Annotated in this window: 11 protein-coding genes; 5 read left to right on the top strand and 6 right to left on the bottom strand. The window is 61.9% G+C overall.

The genetic code is table 11. The features are described 5' to 3' along the window. Positions 1–21 precede the first annotated feature (21 nt). Positions 22–1,473, top strand: a complete 1,452-nt coding sequence (locus tag VFU66_RS02740) for a phytoene desaturase family protein (RefSeq protein WP_326444700.1) — start codon at positions 22–24, stop codon at positions 1,471–1,473. Positions 1,474–1,476: 3 nt separating this feature from the next. Here VFU66_RS02740 and VFU66_RS02735 read toward each other — a convergent pair whose 3' ends face one another. Further along, positions 1,477–2,559, bottom strand: a complete 1,083-nt coding sequence (locus tag VFU66_RS02735) for a radical SAM protein (RefSeq protein ID WP_326444699.1) — start codon at positions 2,557–2,559, stop codon at positions 1,477–1,479. Between the two features lie 177 nt (positions 2,560–2,736). Here VFU66_RS02735 and VFU66_RS02730 point away from each other — a divergent pair, with 177 nt between their 5' ends. Together VFU66_RS02730 and VFU66_RS02725 are read left to right on the top strand one after the other, a co-directional pair. Next, complete coding sequence (locus tag VFU66_RS02730) at positions 2,737–4,224, top strand: oligogalacturonate lyase family protein (RefSeq protein WP_326444698.1); 1,488 nt, start codon at positions 2,737–2,739, stop codon at positions 4,222–4,224. A 72-nt stretch (positions 4,225–4,296) separates the two neighbouring features. Next, the gene (locus VFU66_RS02725; RefSeq protein WP_326444697.1) at positions 4,297–6,768 is read left to right on the top strand and encodes a glycoside hydrolase family 2 TIM barrel-domain containing protein; all 2,472 of its coding nucleotides are present in this window, start codon (positions 4,297–4,299) and stop codon (positions 6,766–6,768) included. Positions 6,769–6,782: 14 nt separating this feature from the next. Here VFU66_RS02725 and VFU66_RS02720 read toward each other — a convergent pair whose 3' ends face one another. The 5 genes from VFU66_RS02720 to VFU66_RS02700 all read right to left on the bottom strand — a co-directional run bounded on the left by VFU66_RS02720 (position 6,783) and on the right by VFU66_RS02700 (position 12,279). Continuing rightward, entirely contained in the window at positions 6,783–7,940 is a 1,158-nt protein-coding gene (locus VFU66_RS02720; protein ID WP_326444696.1) for an acyl-CoA dehydrogenase family protein, read from the bottom strand. Positions 7,941–8,023: 83 nt separating this feature from the next. After that, positions 8,024–9,178 carry a trans-sulfuration enzyme family protein gene (locus VFU66_RS02715; RefSeq protein ID WP_326444695.1) on the bottom strand — a complete coding sequence of 385 codons (1,155 nt, stop codon included), beginning with the start codon at positions 9,176–9,178 and terminating at the stop codon, positions 8,024–8,026. 8 nt (positions 9,179–9,186) lie between these two features. After that, positions 9,187–10,101, bottom strand: coding sequence for a cysteine synthase A (gene cysK, locus VFU66_RS02710; protein WP_326444721.1), 915 nt, complete (start codon positions 10,099–10,101; stop codon positions 9,187–9,189). A gap of 2 nt (positions 10,102–10,103) precedes the next feature. Then, positions 10,104–11,186 carry a VWA domain-containing protein gene (locus VFU66_RS02705; RefSeq protein WP_326444694.1) on the bottom strand — a complete coding sequence of 361 codons (1,083 nt, stop codon included), beginning with the start codon at positions 11,184–11,186 and terminating at the stop codon, positions 10,104–10,106. 34 nt (positions 11,187–11,220) lie between these two features. Next, the gene (locus VFU66_RS02700) at positions 11,221–12,279 is read right to left on the bottom strand and encodes a VWA domain-containing protein (RefSeq protein ID WP_326444693.1); all 1,059 of its coding nucleotides are present in this window, start codon (positions 12,277–12,279) and stop codon (positions 11,221–11,223) included. 255 nt (positions 12,280–12,534) lie between these two features. Here VFU66_RS02700 and VFU66_RS02695 point away from each other — a divergent pair, with 255 nt between their 5' ends. Further along, the gene (locus tag VFU66_RS02695; RefSeq protein WP_326444692.1) at positions 12,535–13,899 is read left to right on the top strand and encodes a DUF1015 domain-containing protein; all 1,365 of its coding nucleotides are present in this window, start codon (positions 12,535–12,537) and stop codon (positions 13,897–13,899) included. Positions 13,900–14,017: 118 nt separating this feature from the next. Further along, positions 14,018–15,598: a 30S ribosomal protein S12 methylthiotransferase RimO gene (rimO, locus tag VFU66_RS02690; RefSeq protein ID WP_326444691.1), complete on the top strand. Its 1,581-nt coding sequence runs from the start codon at positions 14,018–14,020 to the stop codon at positions 15,596–15,598. Positions 15,599–15,787 lie beyond the last annotated feature (189 nt).

Raw genomic sequence — 15,787 nt, 5'->3', positions numbered from 1 at the left:
CGCATCCAACCTGATAGCCGTATGCGACCAATTCCCATCGACCGCGACATACAACATCCCCGCTCCGGAAAGGCGTGTGTCATCGGTGCTGGACCGAACGGTCTCGCAGCGGCCATCGCTTTGGCCCAGGCAGGTATGGAGGTCGAGGTCTTTGAGGCTGAGACGCAACCGGGCGGGGCTGCGCGCACCATGGAGCTGACTCTTCCCGGCTTCCACCATGACTTCGGCTCGGCCGTGCATCCCATGGCTGCCGGCTCGCCGTTCTTCACTTCCCTTCCTTTGCAAAACTACGGCCTGGAATGGATTCATTCGCCCGCGCCGCTCGCACACCCTCTCGACGACGGAACGGCAGTCCTGCTCGAACGCAGCTTCGACGATGCGCTGACTGAGTTGCGCGAAGACGGGGCCGCGTGGCGCAGGATGATGGAACCATTTGCGTCGCATTGGGCGGGGTTTGCCGATGATATTCTGCGGCCTCTGCCCTCCTGGCCGCGCGGCCCATCGCTTCTCGCAAAGTTCGCTATCGATGCGCTGCCTTCGGCGTCTCACGTTGCCCAACGACGTTTCCGTAGCGAGCGCGCACGTGCGCTTTTCGGCGGGCTCTGCGCGCACTCCGTCATGCGCCTTGACCAATCGCTCAGCGCATCGTTCGGCATCATCCTAGGAGCAGCCGCTCATGCTGTGGGATGGCCCATTCCGCGGGGCGGCGCGCAGGCCATCACCAATGCGCTGACGAGTTATCTCTCAACTCTCGGCGGACGCATTCACACCTCCACGCGCATCGAGCGTCTGGAGCAGCTTCCACCTTGCGATGTGACGATGTGCGACCTCACGCCGCGCCAACTGCTCCGGATAGCGGGCGACGGGCTCACGCAGAGTTATCAGCATCGCCTCACCCGTTACCGCTACGGTCCTGGCGTCTTCAAGGTGGACTACGCGCTCTCGCAGGCGATTCCGTGGAAGGCCGCGGAGTGCCTGCGGGCCGCGACCGTTCATCTGGGCGGCACGATGGAGGAGATTGCCGCTTCGGAGGCAGCCGTGTCCGAGGGGAGGATTCACGAGCGTCCGTTTATCATCCTCGCCCAGCCTACGCTCTTCGACACGTCGCGCGCGCCTGACGGCAGACACATCGCATGGGCCTACTGTCACGTGCCCAATGGCTCGACGGTAAATTGCCTCGATGCCATCGAGGCGCAGATCGAACGCTTCGCTCCCGGCTTCCGCGACTGCGTTCTTGCACGGCGCGTCTTCACTCCCACTGACCTTGAAGCGATGGATGCCAACCTCGTTGGCGGAGATGTCGGCGGCGGAGCAGTGGACCTGCGTCAGCTTCTCTTCCGGCCGACGGGACTGCTGTATCAAACATCGGCGAAGGGACTTTATCTGTGCTCGTCGTCTACTCCGCCGGGCGGGGGCGTGCATGGCATGTGCGGATACAACGCGGCGCAGACTGCGCTGCGTCTGCTGAGGTAGGCTCTACTTCGCGCCTGTTGCGACATGCCGGTACTCGGGCGTAAATCCAAGCTCACGCGCGTAGCCTAGTATGCGCTCGAAGTCGAGGCTGATCGTCGCTCCCGCCTTCTGCGTTACTTCATCTTCAATCGGCAGGTCGAAGTCATCCGCACCATAGTTCAGACCTTCAAGCGCCTTCTGGTTCTGCGTCAACACCGAGGTGCGGATGCGCGGAATGTTGTCGAGATAAATCCTCGCGAGCGCGAGGTGCCGCAGGTACTCCGCCGTCGTGATCTCGATGCCGCCCATCTGGGTGAAGTACGGCTTATAGGTCCAGCAGAGAAAGCTCGCGAGGCCGCCGGTCTCATCCTGAAACTGGCGTGTGCGCTCCAGATGCTCGATCCGCTCGTCGAGCGTCTCATCGAAGCCGATCACCATGGTCGCCGTCGTCTTCAGGCCTGCATCAAGGATGGCACGCTGCGCGGTGAAGTATTCCCGCACGGTGTACTTGAACTTCGAGTGCCGCCGGCGAAAGTCCTCGGTCAGAATCTCCGAGCCGCCTCCTGTGATCCAGCACACGCCTGCTGCTTTCAGCCGCGCTGCCGCCTCCGCGTAGCTCAGCTTCGCGTGGTCGGCCAGATACATGAACTCGGCGATGGTCAGGGCGTAGAACTCCAGCCTCTCGCCGTAGCGAGCACGGATTGCCGCAAACAGATCGCAGTAGTAGTCCAGCGGGAGATGTGGGTTGAAGCCTCCATTGAACGCCGCTAAATCTCCGCCCAGCGTGAGCAGTTCGTCGAGCTTGCTGAAAACCGCCTCCTGGCTCAGTACATAACCGCCCTCCTGCCCGGGCAGCCGATAGAACGCGCAGTAGTCGCACTGGGCCACGCACACGTTCGTATAGTTCACGATGCGCATCACCATATAGGTGCATGATCCGGGCGCATGGAATCGTCCGCGCACGGCAGAGGCCAACGAACGCAGCTCCTCGTCCGAAGCATTGAGCCAAAGCCAGCGCGCCTCGTCCTCTGTGATGCGCGCGGCGTCGGCGACCTTTGCCGCAATCGCGGAATACGAGACCTCGGGCGAACTGGTAATCGAACCCATACCACCAGTTTAGAGCAGTTGGCTGAGCACACGTGTCTGCCTGGCAAAAGCATCGATGTTCCCTCGCTTTTGCGCAAACCTCACCTCTTTGCAAATTAAAGTTCCCATCCAGAAACTATTTCCCTACAGCATCGTCAACGGTGTATAACTTTTTCGCCAGCAAAGGAGCTTTGCCCCATGCCCACTCTCATGCGCTTCGCTGCGTCGGCGCTCGCCATTGCCGCCGCACTGCCGCTTGCCCAGGCCCAGAATCCAGCCGGGAACCAGACGAAAACACCACCCGTCACCTGGGTCGATAAGGACACGGGCCATCGCGTCTGGCGTCTCTCGACCGAGCCCAACTCCGGCGGCTTCTACTTCAACGTCAACGCCTACACGCCGGACGAGAAGCAGATGATCTACACCGCTCCCGATGGCATCCACGTGCTTGACCTTGCCACGCGCAAGACGAAGCTGCTCGTACCCAACCCGCCGCGCTCAGCCACCGCAACCGATCAGCGCGGGTTCCGGCTGGGCAATGTTCATGCGCTCGTCGTCGGGCACAAGACGAACAGCGTCTTCTTCACCAAGACCGACCCTACTACGCGCGTCACCTCCGTGTATAAGGCCGATACCAATAGCGGGGCCGTCCGCAAGCTGATCGACCTGCCGCCGCGCATGAACATCGTCAGCGTGAATGCAGACGAGACGCTCGCCGCCGGGACGTACATCGAAGGCGATGCCACCGGCAAAGAGTACGGCTCGAACCTTCCCGCGACAGCCGGCAAGCGCACCGACAACCGCGTAGCCAACGCCAATCAAGGCCCGCACTACCAGCCTGAGAGCAAGGGCCTGATGATGGAGCGCCGTCTGGCAGCGCGTCTTCCGCTCGTGCTCTTCACGATCCGGCTTGAGCCCGGACCCAACGGCGAGAAGCCCGGCACGGTGAAGATTCTGCTGCACTCCACCGACTGGGTCAACCATCTGCTCTTCTCGCCCACCGATCCTACTTTGCTGATGTACTGTCACGAAGGCCCGTGGCAGAAGGTCGATCGCATCTGGATGATCCACACCGACGGCACGCACAACACGCTCATCCACAAGCGCACTATGTATATGGAGATCGCCGGTCACGAATTCTGGGGGCTCGACGGCAAGACGATCTGGTACGACTGGCAGTATCCGAAGGGCGAAGATTTTTTCCTCGCCGGCTATAACCTCGAAACCGGCAAGCGTACTGCGTATCACATGCAGCGCAACGAGTGGTCGATTCACTTCAACCTCACCAAAGACCTCGACCTTTTCTGCGGAGACGGCGGCGATCCCGGCCAGGTTGCTCACGCGAAAGACGGCGAGTGGATTGAACTCTTTCACCCGCAGATGATTACCGGCGACTCCGGCGCACTGAATGATCCGTCGTTCTGGCAGCCGGGCGTCTTCCACGCAGAACACCTCGTCAACATGTCGCACCACTACTACCGCGAGGAGCCGAATGTGCGCTTCTCGCCCGATAAAAAGCTCGTCATCTTCACCAGCAATATGTTCGGGCCCAGCTACGTCTTCGGAGCCGAAGTGCAAAAGGCCGTGAATCCGCCTGCTGCCGATGTAGTCTCCACGCCGGACCTTGCTCGCAAATACAACCCCGTCAACCCGCCCGATAGCAAGACGCCCATGCCTCGGCGATAGACGGTTAGCTCATTGCAACACCAGCGACTGCCGAAAGGTAGTCGCTGCACTGCAATCGTTCCGGGAGAACCGATGCGCCGTATCCTCTTCATCGTCGCTGCACTCGCTGTTCTGAACCTGCCGCTTCATGCCGCAACCGGTCCGCGACAGGTTCAGCAGTTTACAGCAGGCTGGCATTTTCTCCAGGCCGACGCTCCCGGCGCCGAGCAGCCAGCCTTCGACGATGCTTCGTGGCAGGCCGTCACGCTGCCGCACGACTGGGCCATCGCAGGCCCGGTCGATCCCAACAACCCAAGCGGACAAGGCGGAGGGTTCTTTCCCGCAGGCGTCGGCTGGTATCGCAAGACCTTCGACTTTAATCCTCGCCCCGGCCAACGCACCTTCATCGTCTTCGACGGCGTCATGGCCAACAGCGATGTCTACTGCAACGGCGCGCTGCTCGGCCACCATCCCTACGGCTACACCAGCTTCTACTACGACCTCACGCCGCACCTGCACGCAGGCGCGAACACGATCGCCGTCCGCGTCGATGATTCGAAGCAGCCCGCCTCGCGCTGGTATCCCGGAGCGGGCATCAACCGCCGGGTCCGCCTCGTCACTGTCTCCGACATCCACATCGAACCGTGGGGAACCTTCGTCACCACACCTACAGTCTCTGCGGCGAGCGCAACCATTCACGTCGCCAGCAGCGTCATCAACCAATCGAAGAATGCAGAGCGCGTCTCGCTCGCCGTCACGCTGATTGCGCCCGACGGCCACGTCGTGACGACGTTCACCTCGCCCACGCAGACACTCGATTCAAACCTGACAACCAGCCTCAATACCGAAACCACTATCTCCCATCCCGATCGATGGGACCTCGGCCATGGCGCGCTCTACACCGTCAAAGCGACGCTCCTGCGCAATGGCAAAGCAATCGACGACGAAGATGACCCCTTCGGCATCCGCGAGTTTCACTTCGATCCTGACCAGGGCTTCTTCCTGAACGGCGTGCATCACAAGATCTACGGCGTGGCGCTGCACACGGATGCTGGTGCGCTTGGCACCGCCGTTCCGCTCGCCGCGTGGCGACGCCGCCTCACTGCTCTGCGCGCACTCGGCGTCAATGCCATCCGCACCGCACACAATCCGCCCGCACCGGAGTTTCTCGATCTTGCCGACCGCATGGGCTTTCTCGTTATGGACGAGATGTTTGACTGCTGGACCGTCGGCAAGAATCCGTACGACTACCACCTTTACTTCCGCGACTGGTATCTGCGCGACACGGCCGCGACGGTCGAGCGCGACCGCAACCACCCCAGCATCATCCTCTGGTCGGCAGGGAACGAGATTCACGACACCCCGCACCCGGACATTGCCATCCCCATCCTCAAATCGCTCGTGGCCACGTTCCACAAGTACGATCCCACACGCCCGGTCACACAGGCTCTCTTCCGCCCCAATGTCTCGCATGACTACGACGACGGCCTTGCCGACCTGCTCGACGTCATCGGCCAGAACTACCGCGAGCAGGAGATTCTCAAAGCCCACGCAGACAAACCCTCCCGCAAGATCATCGGCACCGAGAACACGCACGACCGCAACCAGTGGGTCGCCATGCGCGACCACCCCGAGTACTCCGGTCAGTTTCTCTGGAGCGGGATCGACTACCTCGGAGAAGCCCACCGCTGGCCGTCGATCGGCGCAGGCAGTGGCCTGTTGCTGACCACCGCACTGCCGCGCCCGCGCGCCTTCGAGCGTCAGTCCTGGTGGAGCACGGTGCCGATGGTGCGCATCGCCCGCCGCGTCGAGGCTGCGCGCCGCGCGCCCACCGATCCCGGTTACGCCTCGCCCACCTCGAACAATCAACAGGTCACAGCAAAGACGCCGCTCGATCCCACCACGCGCTTCGGCCAGCCGCTCTTGCTCGACTGGACCCCCAAAGGCCAGTCGCCGCATACCGAGCACGTCGAGGTCTATACCAACGCCGATGAGGTCGAACTCTTCCTCAACGGAAGATCGCTCGGCACACAAAGACTCCACGCAGACGCCAGCCCCATCACCTACGACGTTCCCTACGCTCCGGGCTCGCTCAAAGCCATCGCCCGCACCAACGGCAAAATTGTCGCCGAAGATGAACTGCGCACGGCAGGTGCACCAGCGCATCTTGTGCTCTCAACCGGCCTCAGTGCGGCTCGCCTCACCAACGTGCCCGCTCACGAAGCCGCTCCAACACTCAAGCCAGACTGGAACGACGTAGCCTATCTCACCGCAACACTCACCGACGCAAACGGGACTGTCATCCCCGACAGCGAGACGCGCGTTCACTTCGCCATCACGGGCCCGGGCAAAATCATCGCCGTCGGCAACGGCAACCTGTTCGATCATGATCCCTTCCATGCCGACAACCGCAAACTCTATGAAGGCAATGCCGTGGCCATCGTTCGCGCAACGGCAACCGCAGGCAAGATTGCCATCACTGCAACCGTAGAAGGTCTGCCACCCGCCACTACTACGCTGGAAACAGCACCCTCACAGCCGCAAGCAGTTCAGCGCAGCTTTTGAACCGCAATCAGCGATTAGCCCCGACTCGGCACTTTGCCCAGAATCTCGCGCGCAATCACCATGCGCTGAATCTCGCTGGTGCCTTCACCAATCGGGCACAGCCGCACGTCGCGGTAAAACTTCTCCGCCGGATAGTCTTTGATGAACCCGTACCCGCCATGAATCTGCACGCCCGCATCGCAGATCCGGCACGCGGCCTCGCTGGCATAGAGCTTCGCCATCGCCGACTCGCGCGTCACGCGCATCCCGGCATCCTTCATCTTCGCCGCGCGCATGGTCAACAGCCATGCCGCGTCCAGCTCCGTCGCCATGTCGGCGAATTTAAACTGGATCGCCTGAAACTCGCTGATTGCTTTCCCGAACTGCTTCCTCTGCTGCGCGTATTCAACCGCAGCATCGAGCGCGCCACGCGCCATCCCCAGGCTCAGCGCGGCAATCGAGATCCTGCCGCCGTCGAGCACCCGCATCGCGTCCTTGAAGCCTTCGCCCTCTTTGCCTACCAGGTTCTCAGCCGGAACTTCGCAGTCTTCAAAGATCAGCTCCGACGTATCGCTCGCACGCAGCCCCAGCTTGTTCTCCTTCTTGCCCGGACGAAAACCCTTCGTTCCCTTCTCCACCAGAAACGCCGAGACGCCGCCATGCGTTCCCTTCGCCTTGTCCGTCAGAGCCAGCACCAGCGCGCAGTTCGCATACGTGCCATTGGTGATGAACGTCTTCGACCCGTTCAGTACCCACCTGTCGCCCTTGCGCACAGCCGTCGTGCGCATCCCGCCCGCGTCCGAACCCGACCCGGGCTCCGTCAATCCCCACGCGCCAAGCCACGCACCGCTGGCCAGCTTCGTCACCCACCGCTTGCGCTGCTCACCATCGCCCGCCAGCATGATGTGGTTCGTACATAGCGAATTGTGTGAGGCGACAATAATTCCGATGCTGCCATCCACTCGCGAGAGTTCCTCGACGGCCAGCACGTACTCCACATAGCCCATACCCGCGCCACCCAGCGACTCGGGAAAGATCACGCCCATCAACCCCATCGTGCCGAGCTTCTTCACGACCTCATGCGGGAACTCACTCTTCTCGTCCCACTCGGCGACATGCGGCTTCACCTCGCGCTCGGCAAACGCCCGCACCTCCCGCCGCAACTGCTCCTGCTCCGCGGTCAATCCAAACATGCGTCCTCCATAACGAACGCTAATATAGCCATTACATATATGAATAGTCCATCTGCATGAACGGAGGCAATCCCCCAATCGGGCTAAATTGAGTCCAGCGCCTGCCCCAGGTCGGCGACGATGTCTTCGACATCCTCGATGCCCACCGAGATGCGCATCAGGCCGTCCGTAATGCCCAGCTTCGCACGGCCTTCCGCGCCGACAGCTGCGTGGGTCATGGTAGCCGGATGGCACACCAGCGTCTCGACGCCGCCCAGCGACTCGGCCAGGAACGCCAGCCGCAGCGACTTCGCAAAGCGGTTCGCGTTTTCGAGCGACCCAAGCTCAATCGAGATCATCGACCCAAATCCGCGCTGCTGTCGCACCGCAAGCTCATGCTGCGGATGCGACGTGAGCCCTGGGTAGAACACCGCATGCACCTTGGGATGGCTCTCCAGAAACCGTGCCACCACGCGCCCATTTGCGTCGTGCTGCTTCATCCTGACGGCCAGCGTCTTCACGCCGCGCAGCAGTAGATAACTCTCAAAGGGCGACAAAATGCCGCCCGTACACTTCTGCACAAACCGAAACCGCTCTGCCTGCTCCGGCTTCGTGCAAATGAGAACGCCACCCAAGCCGTCACTATGCCCGTTCAGAAATTTCGTCGTCGAGTGCATCACAATGTCCGCACCCAGCGCGATAGGCTGCTGCAGATAGGGCGACAGAAACGTGTTATCGACGCTCAGCTCCACGCCCCGCGCGCGGCATATCTCCGCCACAGCCGCGATGTCCGTAATCGCCATCATCGGGTTCGTCGGCGTTTCGATGTGGACCAGCTTCGTCTCGGGACGAATCGCTGCCGCAACACGCTCCGCAACACTCGAATTGACGTAGGTGAATGTCAGGCCGAAGTTTGCCAGCACTTTATCGAAGACGCGCGCCGTGCCGCCGTACACGTTGTCCGAACACACCACGTGGTCGCCCGACTTCATCATCGTGCATAGCGCGGTGATGGCAGCCATGCCGCTGCCGAAGGCATGAGCGCTCGTGCCGCCCTCAAGCGAGCACAGACTTTCTTCCAGCGCGTCGCGCGTCGGATTTGTCAACCGCGCATACTCATGCCCTTTGTGTTTGCCAATCTCCTGCTGCTGATACGTCGAGGTCAGAAAAATCGGCACGTTCACCGCGCCGGTCAGCCCCTCCGGCTCCTGCCCATCATGAATCGCCCGCGTCGCAAATCCTCGCTTCATCTCCGCCATCGCTGCCTCTAGTCAAACAATCCTTTCGACAGATACCGCTCTGCCGAATCCGGGATCACAGTCACGACACGCTTCCCCGCACCAAGCTCCCGGGCCACGTCCACAGCCGCGCAGACCATCGCGCCCGCACTGGAACCAGCAAACACGCCCGCCTCCGTCGCCAGCCGCTTCACCATCGCAAAGGCCGGGTCGTCCATCACCTTCATCACACGGTCGCACACGCTACGGTCGAAGGTAGCCGGAATAAATGACACTCCGATGCCTTCTACGCGATGCTTGCCCGGCTCGCCGCCTTCGAGCACACTGCCCTCGGGTTCGACCGCGACGGTCAAAATCTCCGTGCGCTTCTTCTTCAGAAACCGCGCAACTCCGGTGAATGTGCCCGCCGAACCTACGCCTGAGATCCACGCATCGACGCGACCCTGCATCTGTTCCCAGATTTCGGCAGCGGTCGTTTGTTCGTGATAGTCAGGGTTCGCCGGATTCTCAAACTGCAACGCCGCAAATGCGCCGGGAGTTTCTCGCTCGTATTCGAGCGCGCGCCGGATGGCCCCGGCCATGCCTTCGGCCTCTGGTGTACGCACCACGGTTGCGCCCAACCCGCGCATCAGCTTGCACTTCTCTTCAGCAAACTGCTCGGGCACATAGAGCACGACCTTGTAGCCGCGATTGACGCCAATCAGCGCCAGCCCCACGCCGGTATTACCTGCCGTTGCCTCGACAATCGTCGAGCCGGGCCGGAGCACGCCACGCCGCTCCGCATCGAGCACAATCCCCATCGCCGCGCGGTCTTTGATGCTGCCGCCCGGGTTCAGATATTCGAGCTTGGCCCAGATCTCCGCGCCGCCCTCGGGTTCGAGCCGCGCCAGCCGCAGCATGGGCGTCTGCCCCACCAAATCTGTAACCGCTTCAGCCACTCGCATCATCAGGACCCGGACCCCGCTCCGCCGCCCGCAGCCTTAGTCACTCGCGGATAGTAGCCCGTGCGCGTCCTAACCGACAGCTTGCCATAGCCTTTCTCGCGCGCGTCCACGTGCACCTCGCGGTAGCCGCCCAGCGCAGGCGACTTCGTCGAGTGGTACGAGATGGTGTACTGCGTGCGGATGTCCTGGGCCACCTGCGCCGCAATCGCGTCCACCTCATTCACCGACTTCGGAAAGTACGCCACGCCGCCCGTCTGCTCTGAGAGCGCCTCCAGCACGCTGCGCGCATGGCGAGCCTCGCGCTTGTCGATGTCCTGCCCGAAGAGCAGGCCGACGCAGTAGATCACCGGGCCATCGAGGTCCTGAATCCTGCGAATGGTCTGCTCCAGCGTCGCGCTCGAAGCGTTGTCCTCGCCGTCGGTGACGACCAGTAGCACCTGCTTGGGATGCTTCGCGTTCTTCGCAAGATAGTCCGCCGAAGCCACCAGCGCATCGTAAAGCGCCGTGCCTCCGCTCGACTTCACGTAGGACAAGCCCTCCTGCAATTTGGCGATATTGTTGGTGAAGTCCTGATCAATGTACGGCTGCCAGGAAAAGTCCACCAGAAACTCTTCGTCCTCGGGGTTCGAGAGCTTCACGAAGTCCAGTGAAGCCTTGTCCACGGCGGGGCGCTTGTCGTACATCGAGCCCGAGCTGTCGATCAGCAGGCCAATCGACACCGGCAAATCTTCGTGCCGAAACGAAAGAATTGTCTGCGGCACACCGTCTTCGTACACATGAAATGCATCTTTAGTCAGCGTCTGAATCGAGCGCCCGCTGCCGTCGAGCACGGTCGCGTTCAGCCGCACCTCGTAGGCGTCTTCGTGCAGCGTATAGCGCCCATGCTGCCGCTCGATCTCGCCAAGGTCCGTTGCGGACGCCGCGCCTGCCGCACTCGCCGCTGGCGCATCCTTGTCAGGTGAAGCCACCGGATCGCGGTCCACGGTTAATGAGGGCTGCGTAGAAGGCTGTTGCGCGACAGGTGCGGGCGTCTGCTGCGCCCATCCGGACTCGGCTCCGGCCACCGTTCCGGCCAGCAGCAACACCAGGCCTGCCGCGAACGCGCGCGGCCAAACTCGTCTACTCCGTTGGTGCATAGTACCCCTGGCGATTGTGTACCGTCAGGGGAGGAAGCCCCGGCGGCGGCACCAGCCGTATCTTCAATTTACGCCAGTTCCCATCCTTCCTCATGTCCGATGGCGTATATCCGATGACGTACTCGTTGCGCAGCTCTGCGCTGATGCGTGCCGCAATGTCGCCCAGGTCGTTGAGGTCCAGCACACGAAACATCCGCCCGCCCGTCATGTCGCAGATGTCCGAGAGCAGTACCGGCCCCATCTGCTCCTCGGTCGTGGGCGCGTACTGGTCGAAGATGCCAATCGAGTAAATCTGCACATCGCTCTCGCGGACCTCGCGGCGCAGTTCGCCTTCGGTGTAGCGGCTGCGGTTGTCGCCGCCGTCCGAGATAATCAGCAGCGCCTTGCGGTCGTACTTCGCCTGTCTGAGCTTGTCCACGCCCAGATACACCGCGTCAATCAGCGCGGTGCGGTTCTCCGGTTTCAGCATCACCATGCGCGCGTCGATGTCGTCTACGTCCGAGGTATAGTCCACGATCACCGCCGGGCGGTCGTTGAAGCCGACGACAAAAAACTCGTCCTTCGGGTTCGACGTGCGCAGAAATGCATCGAGCGCCTTGCGCGCCCGCTGAAACTTCGACGACATGCTCCCGCTCAGGTCGAAGACGATCCCAATCGACACCGGCGCATCCTCGGTCGAAAAATTTTTAATCACCTGCCCTACGTTGTTGTCGAAGACCTGAAAGTTGTCCTTATCGAGCCCCGTCACCAGCCGGTTCATCGGGTCGGTCACGGTCGCCGGCACCAGCACCAGGTTCACGTCCACTCGGATGCGCGCGTCCCGCCGCGAGGTCGCATAGCGCGCGGCGTTCTCCGCGCCTTCAATGACCGGCTTCGCCTGCTCCGGCGTCTTTGGCGGAGGCGGAGGCGCGGGCGTATGCACCTCGTCGAGCGGATTCTCCTGCGCCCGGCAGACCGCACCACCCATCCACAGCCCCGCACCCACCAGGGCTGCCACCAGCCATCGCGTCAGCCAACGCTCTCCACGCTTCCCGATCCGCATAAAGGGGCCTTCAAACCTTCCCTGCAAAGCAACCGGCCAGCCGCAGCCACCGCAAGATAACCATACCCGGCACAGACGTCATCTGGCCGTTCCACACGCGCCGGATGCCCCAACATCATAGACGGCGTGGGCAAGTTTTTTGTCATCCAAATGTCTCCCCGCTCTATCTTGCTCGTTAAGATGCGGATACCTCGCCCCGCGGAAACCCCGGTACAATCAATGCATACCCACATTTCTGGAGAGAAAACGAAAGCAATGGCCCGCATCTACCCCTTCCGCGCCCTCCGCTACGACCCCGCCCGCGTCAACATGGAGGATGTCGTCACCCAGCCCTACGACAAAATTACTCCGGCCATGCAGCAGCATTATTACGAGGCCAGCCCCTATAACCTCATCCGCGTCATTCTCGGCAAACACGAGCCCAACGACACCGAGCAGTCCAACTGCTACACCCGCGCCGCCGAAAATCTGAACGCCTGGCGCAAAGACGGCATTCTTAAAGAAGAGTCCGAACCGGCCCTCTACGGCTACTCCCAGACCTACACCGTGCCCCACTCGACCGAGGTCCGCGAGCGCCGCGGCTTCATCGCGCTTGGCCACCTCTACGACTATGCCGATAAGGTCGTCTACCGTCACGAGCAGACTTTCCCCAAGCACAAGTCCGACCGCATGAGCCTCTTCAAGGCCACCCGTGCCTACTGCGAGCAGATCTACATGCTCTACTCGGACCCGGGCTTCACCGCCGAAAAGCTCATCTTCGGTTCAGACGGCAAAAGCGCGGACTCAGGCTCTCCCCCCGACCTCGCCATCACCGACGAGTACAACGTCGTTCACCGCGTCTGGAAGCTGACCGACCCGCGTCTGATTAACCTCATCGTCACCGCCATGGCCGACAAGAAGCTCATCATCGCCGACGGCCACCACCGCTACGAGACCTCCGTGGCCTACGCCAAAGAGCGCAGCGCCCAGCTCAAGCTCCCGCTCCACCAGCCCTACGAACCCCTCAAGGAAGACGGCGAGATCAGCCCCAGCCACCTGCCCGTCCCAGCCTTCCCCGAAGCAGCCATGATGATGACTTTCGTCAACATGGAAGCCCCCGGCATCACCATCCTGCCCACGCATCGCGTCGTCCACGGTCTGGAAAACTTCAACGTGGAGGACTTCACCAGGCGCGCCGGCGAGTTCTTCGACATCAAGAAACTCGACCAGCCCGACGTCTCGATCCTCAGCACCATCCCCGGCACAGCCTTCATCGCCGTAACGCGCGACAGCAACTACCTCTTCACCGCGAAGCCGGAAGCAGTCGCCAAGGCCCTCGCTGGAATCCCCGCGCGTCAGGCGCAGCTCGATGTCGTCCAGCTCCACTCACTCGTGCTCGACCGCATCCTCGGCCTCAGCCAGGAGACCATCACCAAACTCGGCAACGTCCGCTACCTCCGCGAGGTCTCCGAGTCGCTCGGCGAGGTCCATAGCGGCCAGGCCGACGTGGCCTTCCTCATCAAACCCATCACGCTCGACCAGCTTAAAGATGTCTCCTACGCCAACGAAGTCATGCCGCAGAAGTCCACCGACTTCTACCCCAAACTCCTTAGCGGCCTGGCCATCTACGCGTTGGACTAATGCAACAGCAGGAACTGGCTGAACAAACTTGACCTTGCAGGGAAATGGGCGCGGCTTCGGCTGCGCCCTTTTCCTACTTCATCTTCAAAAGCCTTTGAAATTGCTAAAATAGAAGTCTGTGACCCCTCCCGCAACAACTGAAATTCCCGGCGTTTCCAGCATCCCAGCCGAAGCCTCCGCACGCCCGAAGGTCGGCTTCGTCTCGCTCGGCTGCCCCAAAAACCTCGTGGACTCCGAGGTGATGATGGGCCTCGTCCACCACGCCGGGGCCGAGCTTACGCCAAGCGCCGACGACGCCGAGATTATCGTCGTCAACACGTGCAGCTTCATCGACTCGGCCAAGCAGGAGTCGGTCAACACCATCATCGAGATGGTCCAGCACAAGCAGCAGCACGGCGGCAAGGCGCAGCGGCTCATTGTCGCCGGCTGCCTGGTCGAACGCTACCGCGACGAGATCCGCAAAAACATCCCCGAAGTCGATGCAGTCGTCGGCACAGGCGAACTGGAATCCATCCTCGCCGCCGCTGGCCTCGCGCCCTCTGGCCACGCCAGCAACTCTCCCTTTCAAATCCTCACGCAGGCGCAGATCAGCCGCGCACCGTCAGCAGTCGCAAAGCATTCGACCCCGGTCACAGAACGGGATAACACAACCCCCAGCCGCCCCGAAGGCGACGCCCGCGAGCGCGCAGGCCGCTTCTCCCGCGCCGCGTGGGACGGAGCCACCGCGACCCTTCCCGAGTACCTCTACTCCGACACCACGCCGCGCATCCTCTCCACGCCGCGCGCCTCGGCCTACATCAAGATCGCCGAAGGCTGCGACCATCCCTGCGGCTTCTGCATCATCCCGCAGTTGCGCGGCAAGTTCCGTTCGCGGCGTATGTCGTCGATCGTCGCGGAAGCGGAAAATCTCATCGCGCAGGGTGTCCGCGAGATCACCCTCATCGGTCAGGACACCACCTGCTACGGCGAAGACCTCGGCCTCACCGACGGTCTGAGCCAGCTCCTCGAAGCCCTCGCCGCGTTGCCCGGCCTGCGCTGGCTGCGCTTCCTCTACGCCTACCCCAACAAAGTCACCACGCGCCTGCTCGAAACCATCGCCCGCCACGACAACATCGCCAAATACCTTGACGTGCCGCTTCAGCACGCCAGCCCCTCGGTCCTTAAGCGCATGAAGCGCGGAGGTACGCCCGAACACTTCCTCAAGCTCATCGAAAAGGCCCGCGCCATCGTCCCCGGCATCGTCCTGCGCACCACCTTCATCGTCGGCTTCCCCGGCGAGACCGAAGCCGACTACAAGCAGCTCGAAGACTTCATCCGCACCGCCGAGATCGACTGGCTCGGCGTCTTCACCTACTCCGATGAAGAGGGCGCGGCCGCCTTCAACCTGCCCGCCGACATCAAAGTCCCCAGGCGCACCATCCAGTCGCGCCGCAACAAGCTGATGAAGCTCCAGCAAAAGATCAGCGCCCGCGCCAAAGCCCAGTGGGTGGGCCGCACGGTAGACCTGCTCGTCGAAGGCGAATCCGAAGAGACCGACCTGCTCTGGGAGGGTCGCACGATGCTCCACGCCCCCGAGATCGACGGCAAAGTCTTCATCAACGACTTCGGCCCCCACGAAACCCTGATCCCAGGCACCTTCTACCGAGCCGAAATCACCGAGTCACACGACTACGACGTCGTCGCCCGCATCCTCGAGTAGAAAGCCCTGGCGTTGCTCACGCCTACGCAAGCGCGTTTATGAGGACTGATCCGTCAGAGCTTTGATACGAGATTGTAGACAACATCGCGCAAGAGCGGCCATGATCCCATGAATGGGAGTGAGACGATGAAGAAGCCGACCGAGAATCGGATAAACCGGAATATCAGTGAGTCTGACGGACAGTCCGTC

This window comes from Edaphobacter sp. (assembly GCF_035763405.1).
Classification (GTDB): domain Bacteria; phylum Acidobacteriota; class Terriglobia; order Terriglobales; family Acidobacteriaceae; genus Edaphobacter.
This window is presented reverse-complemented; position numbering and strand designations above follow the sequence as displayed.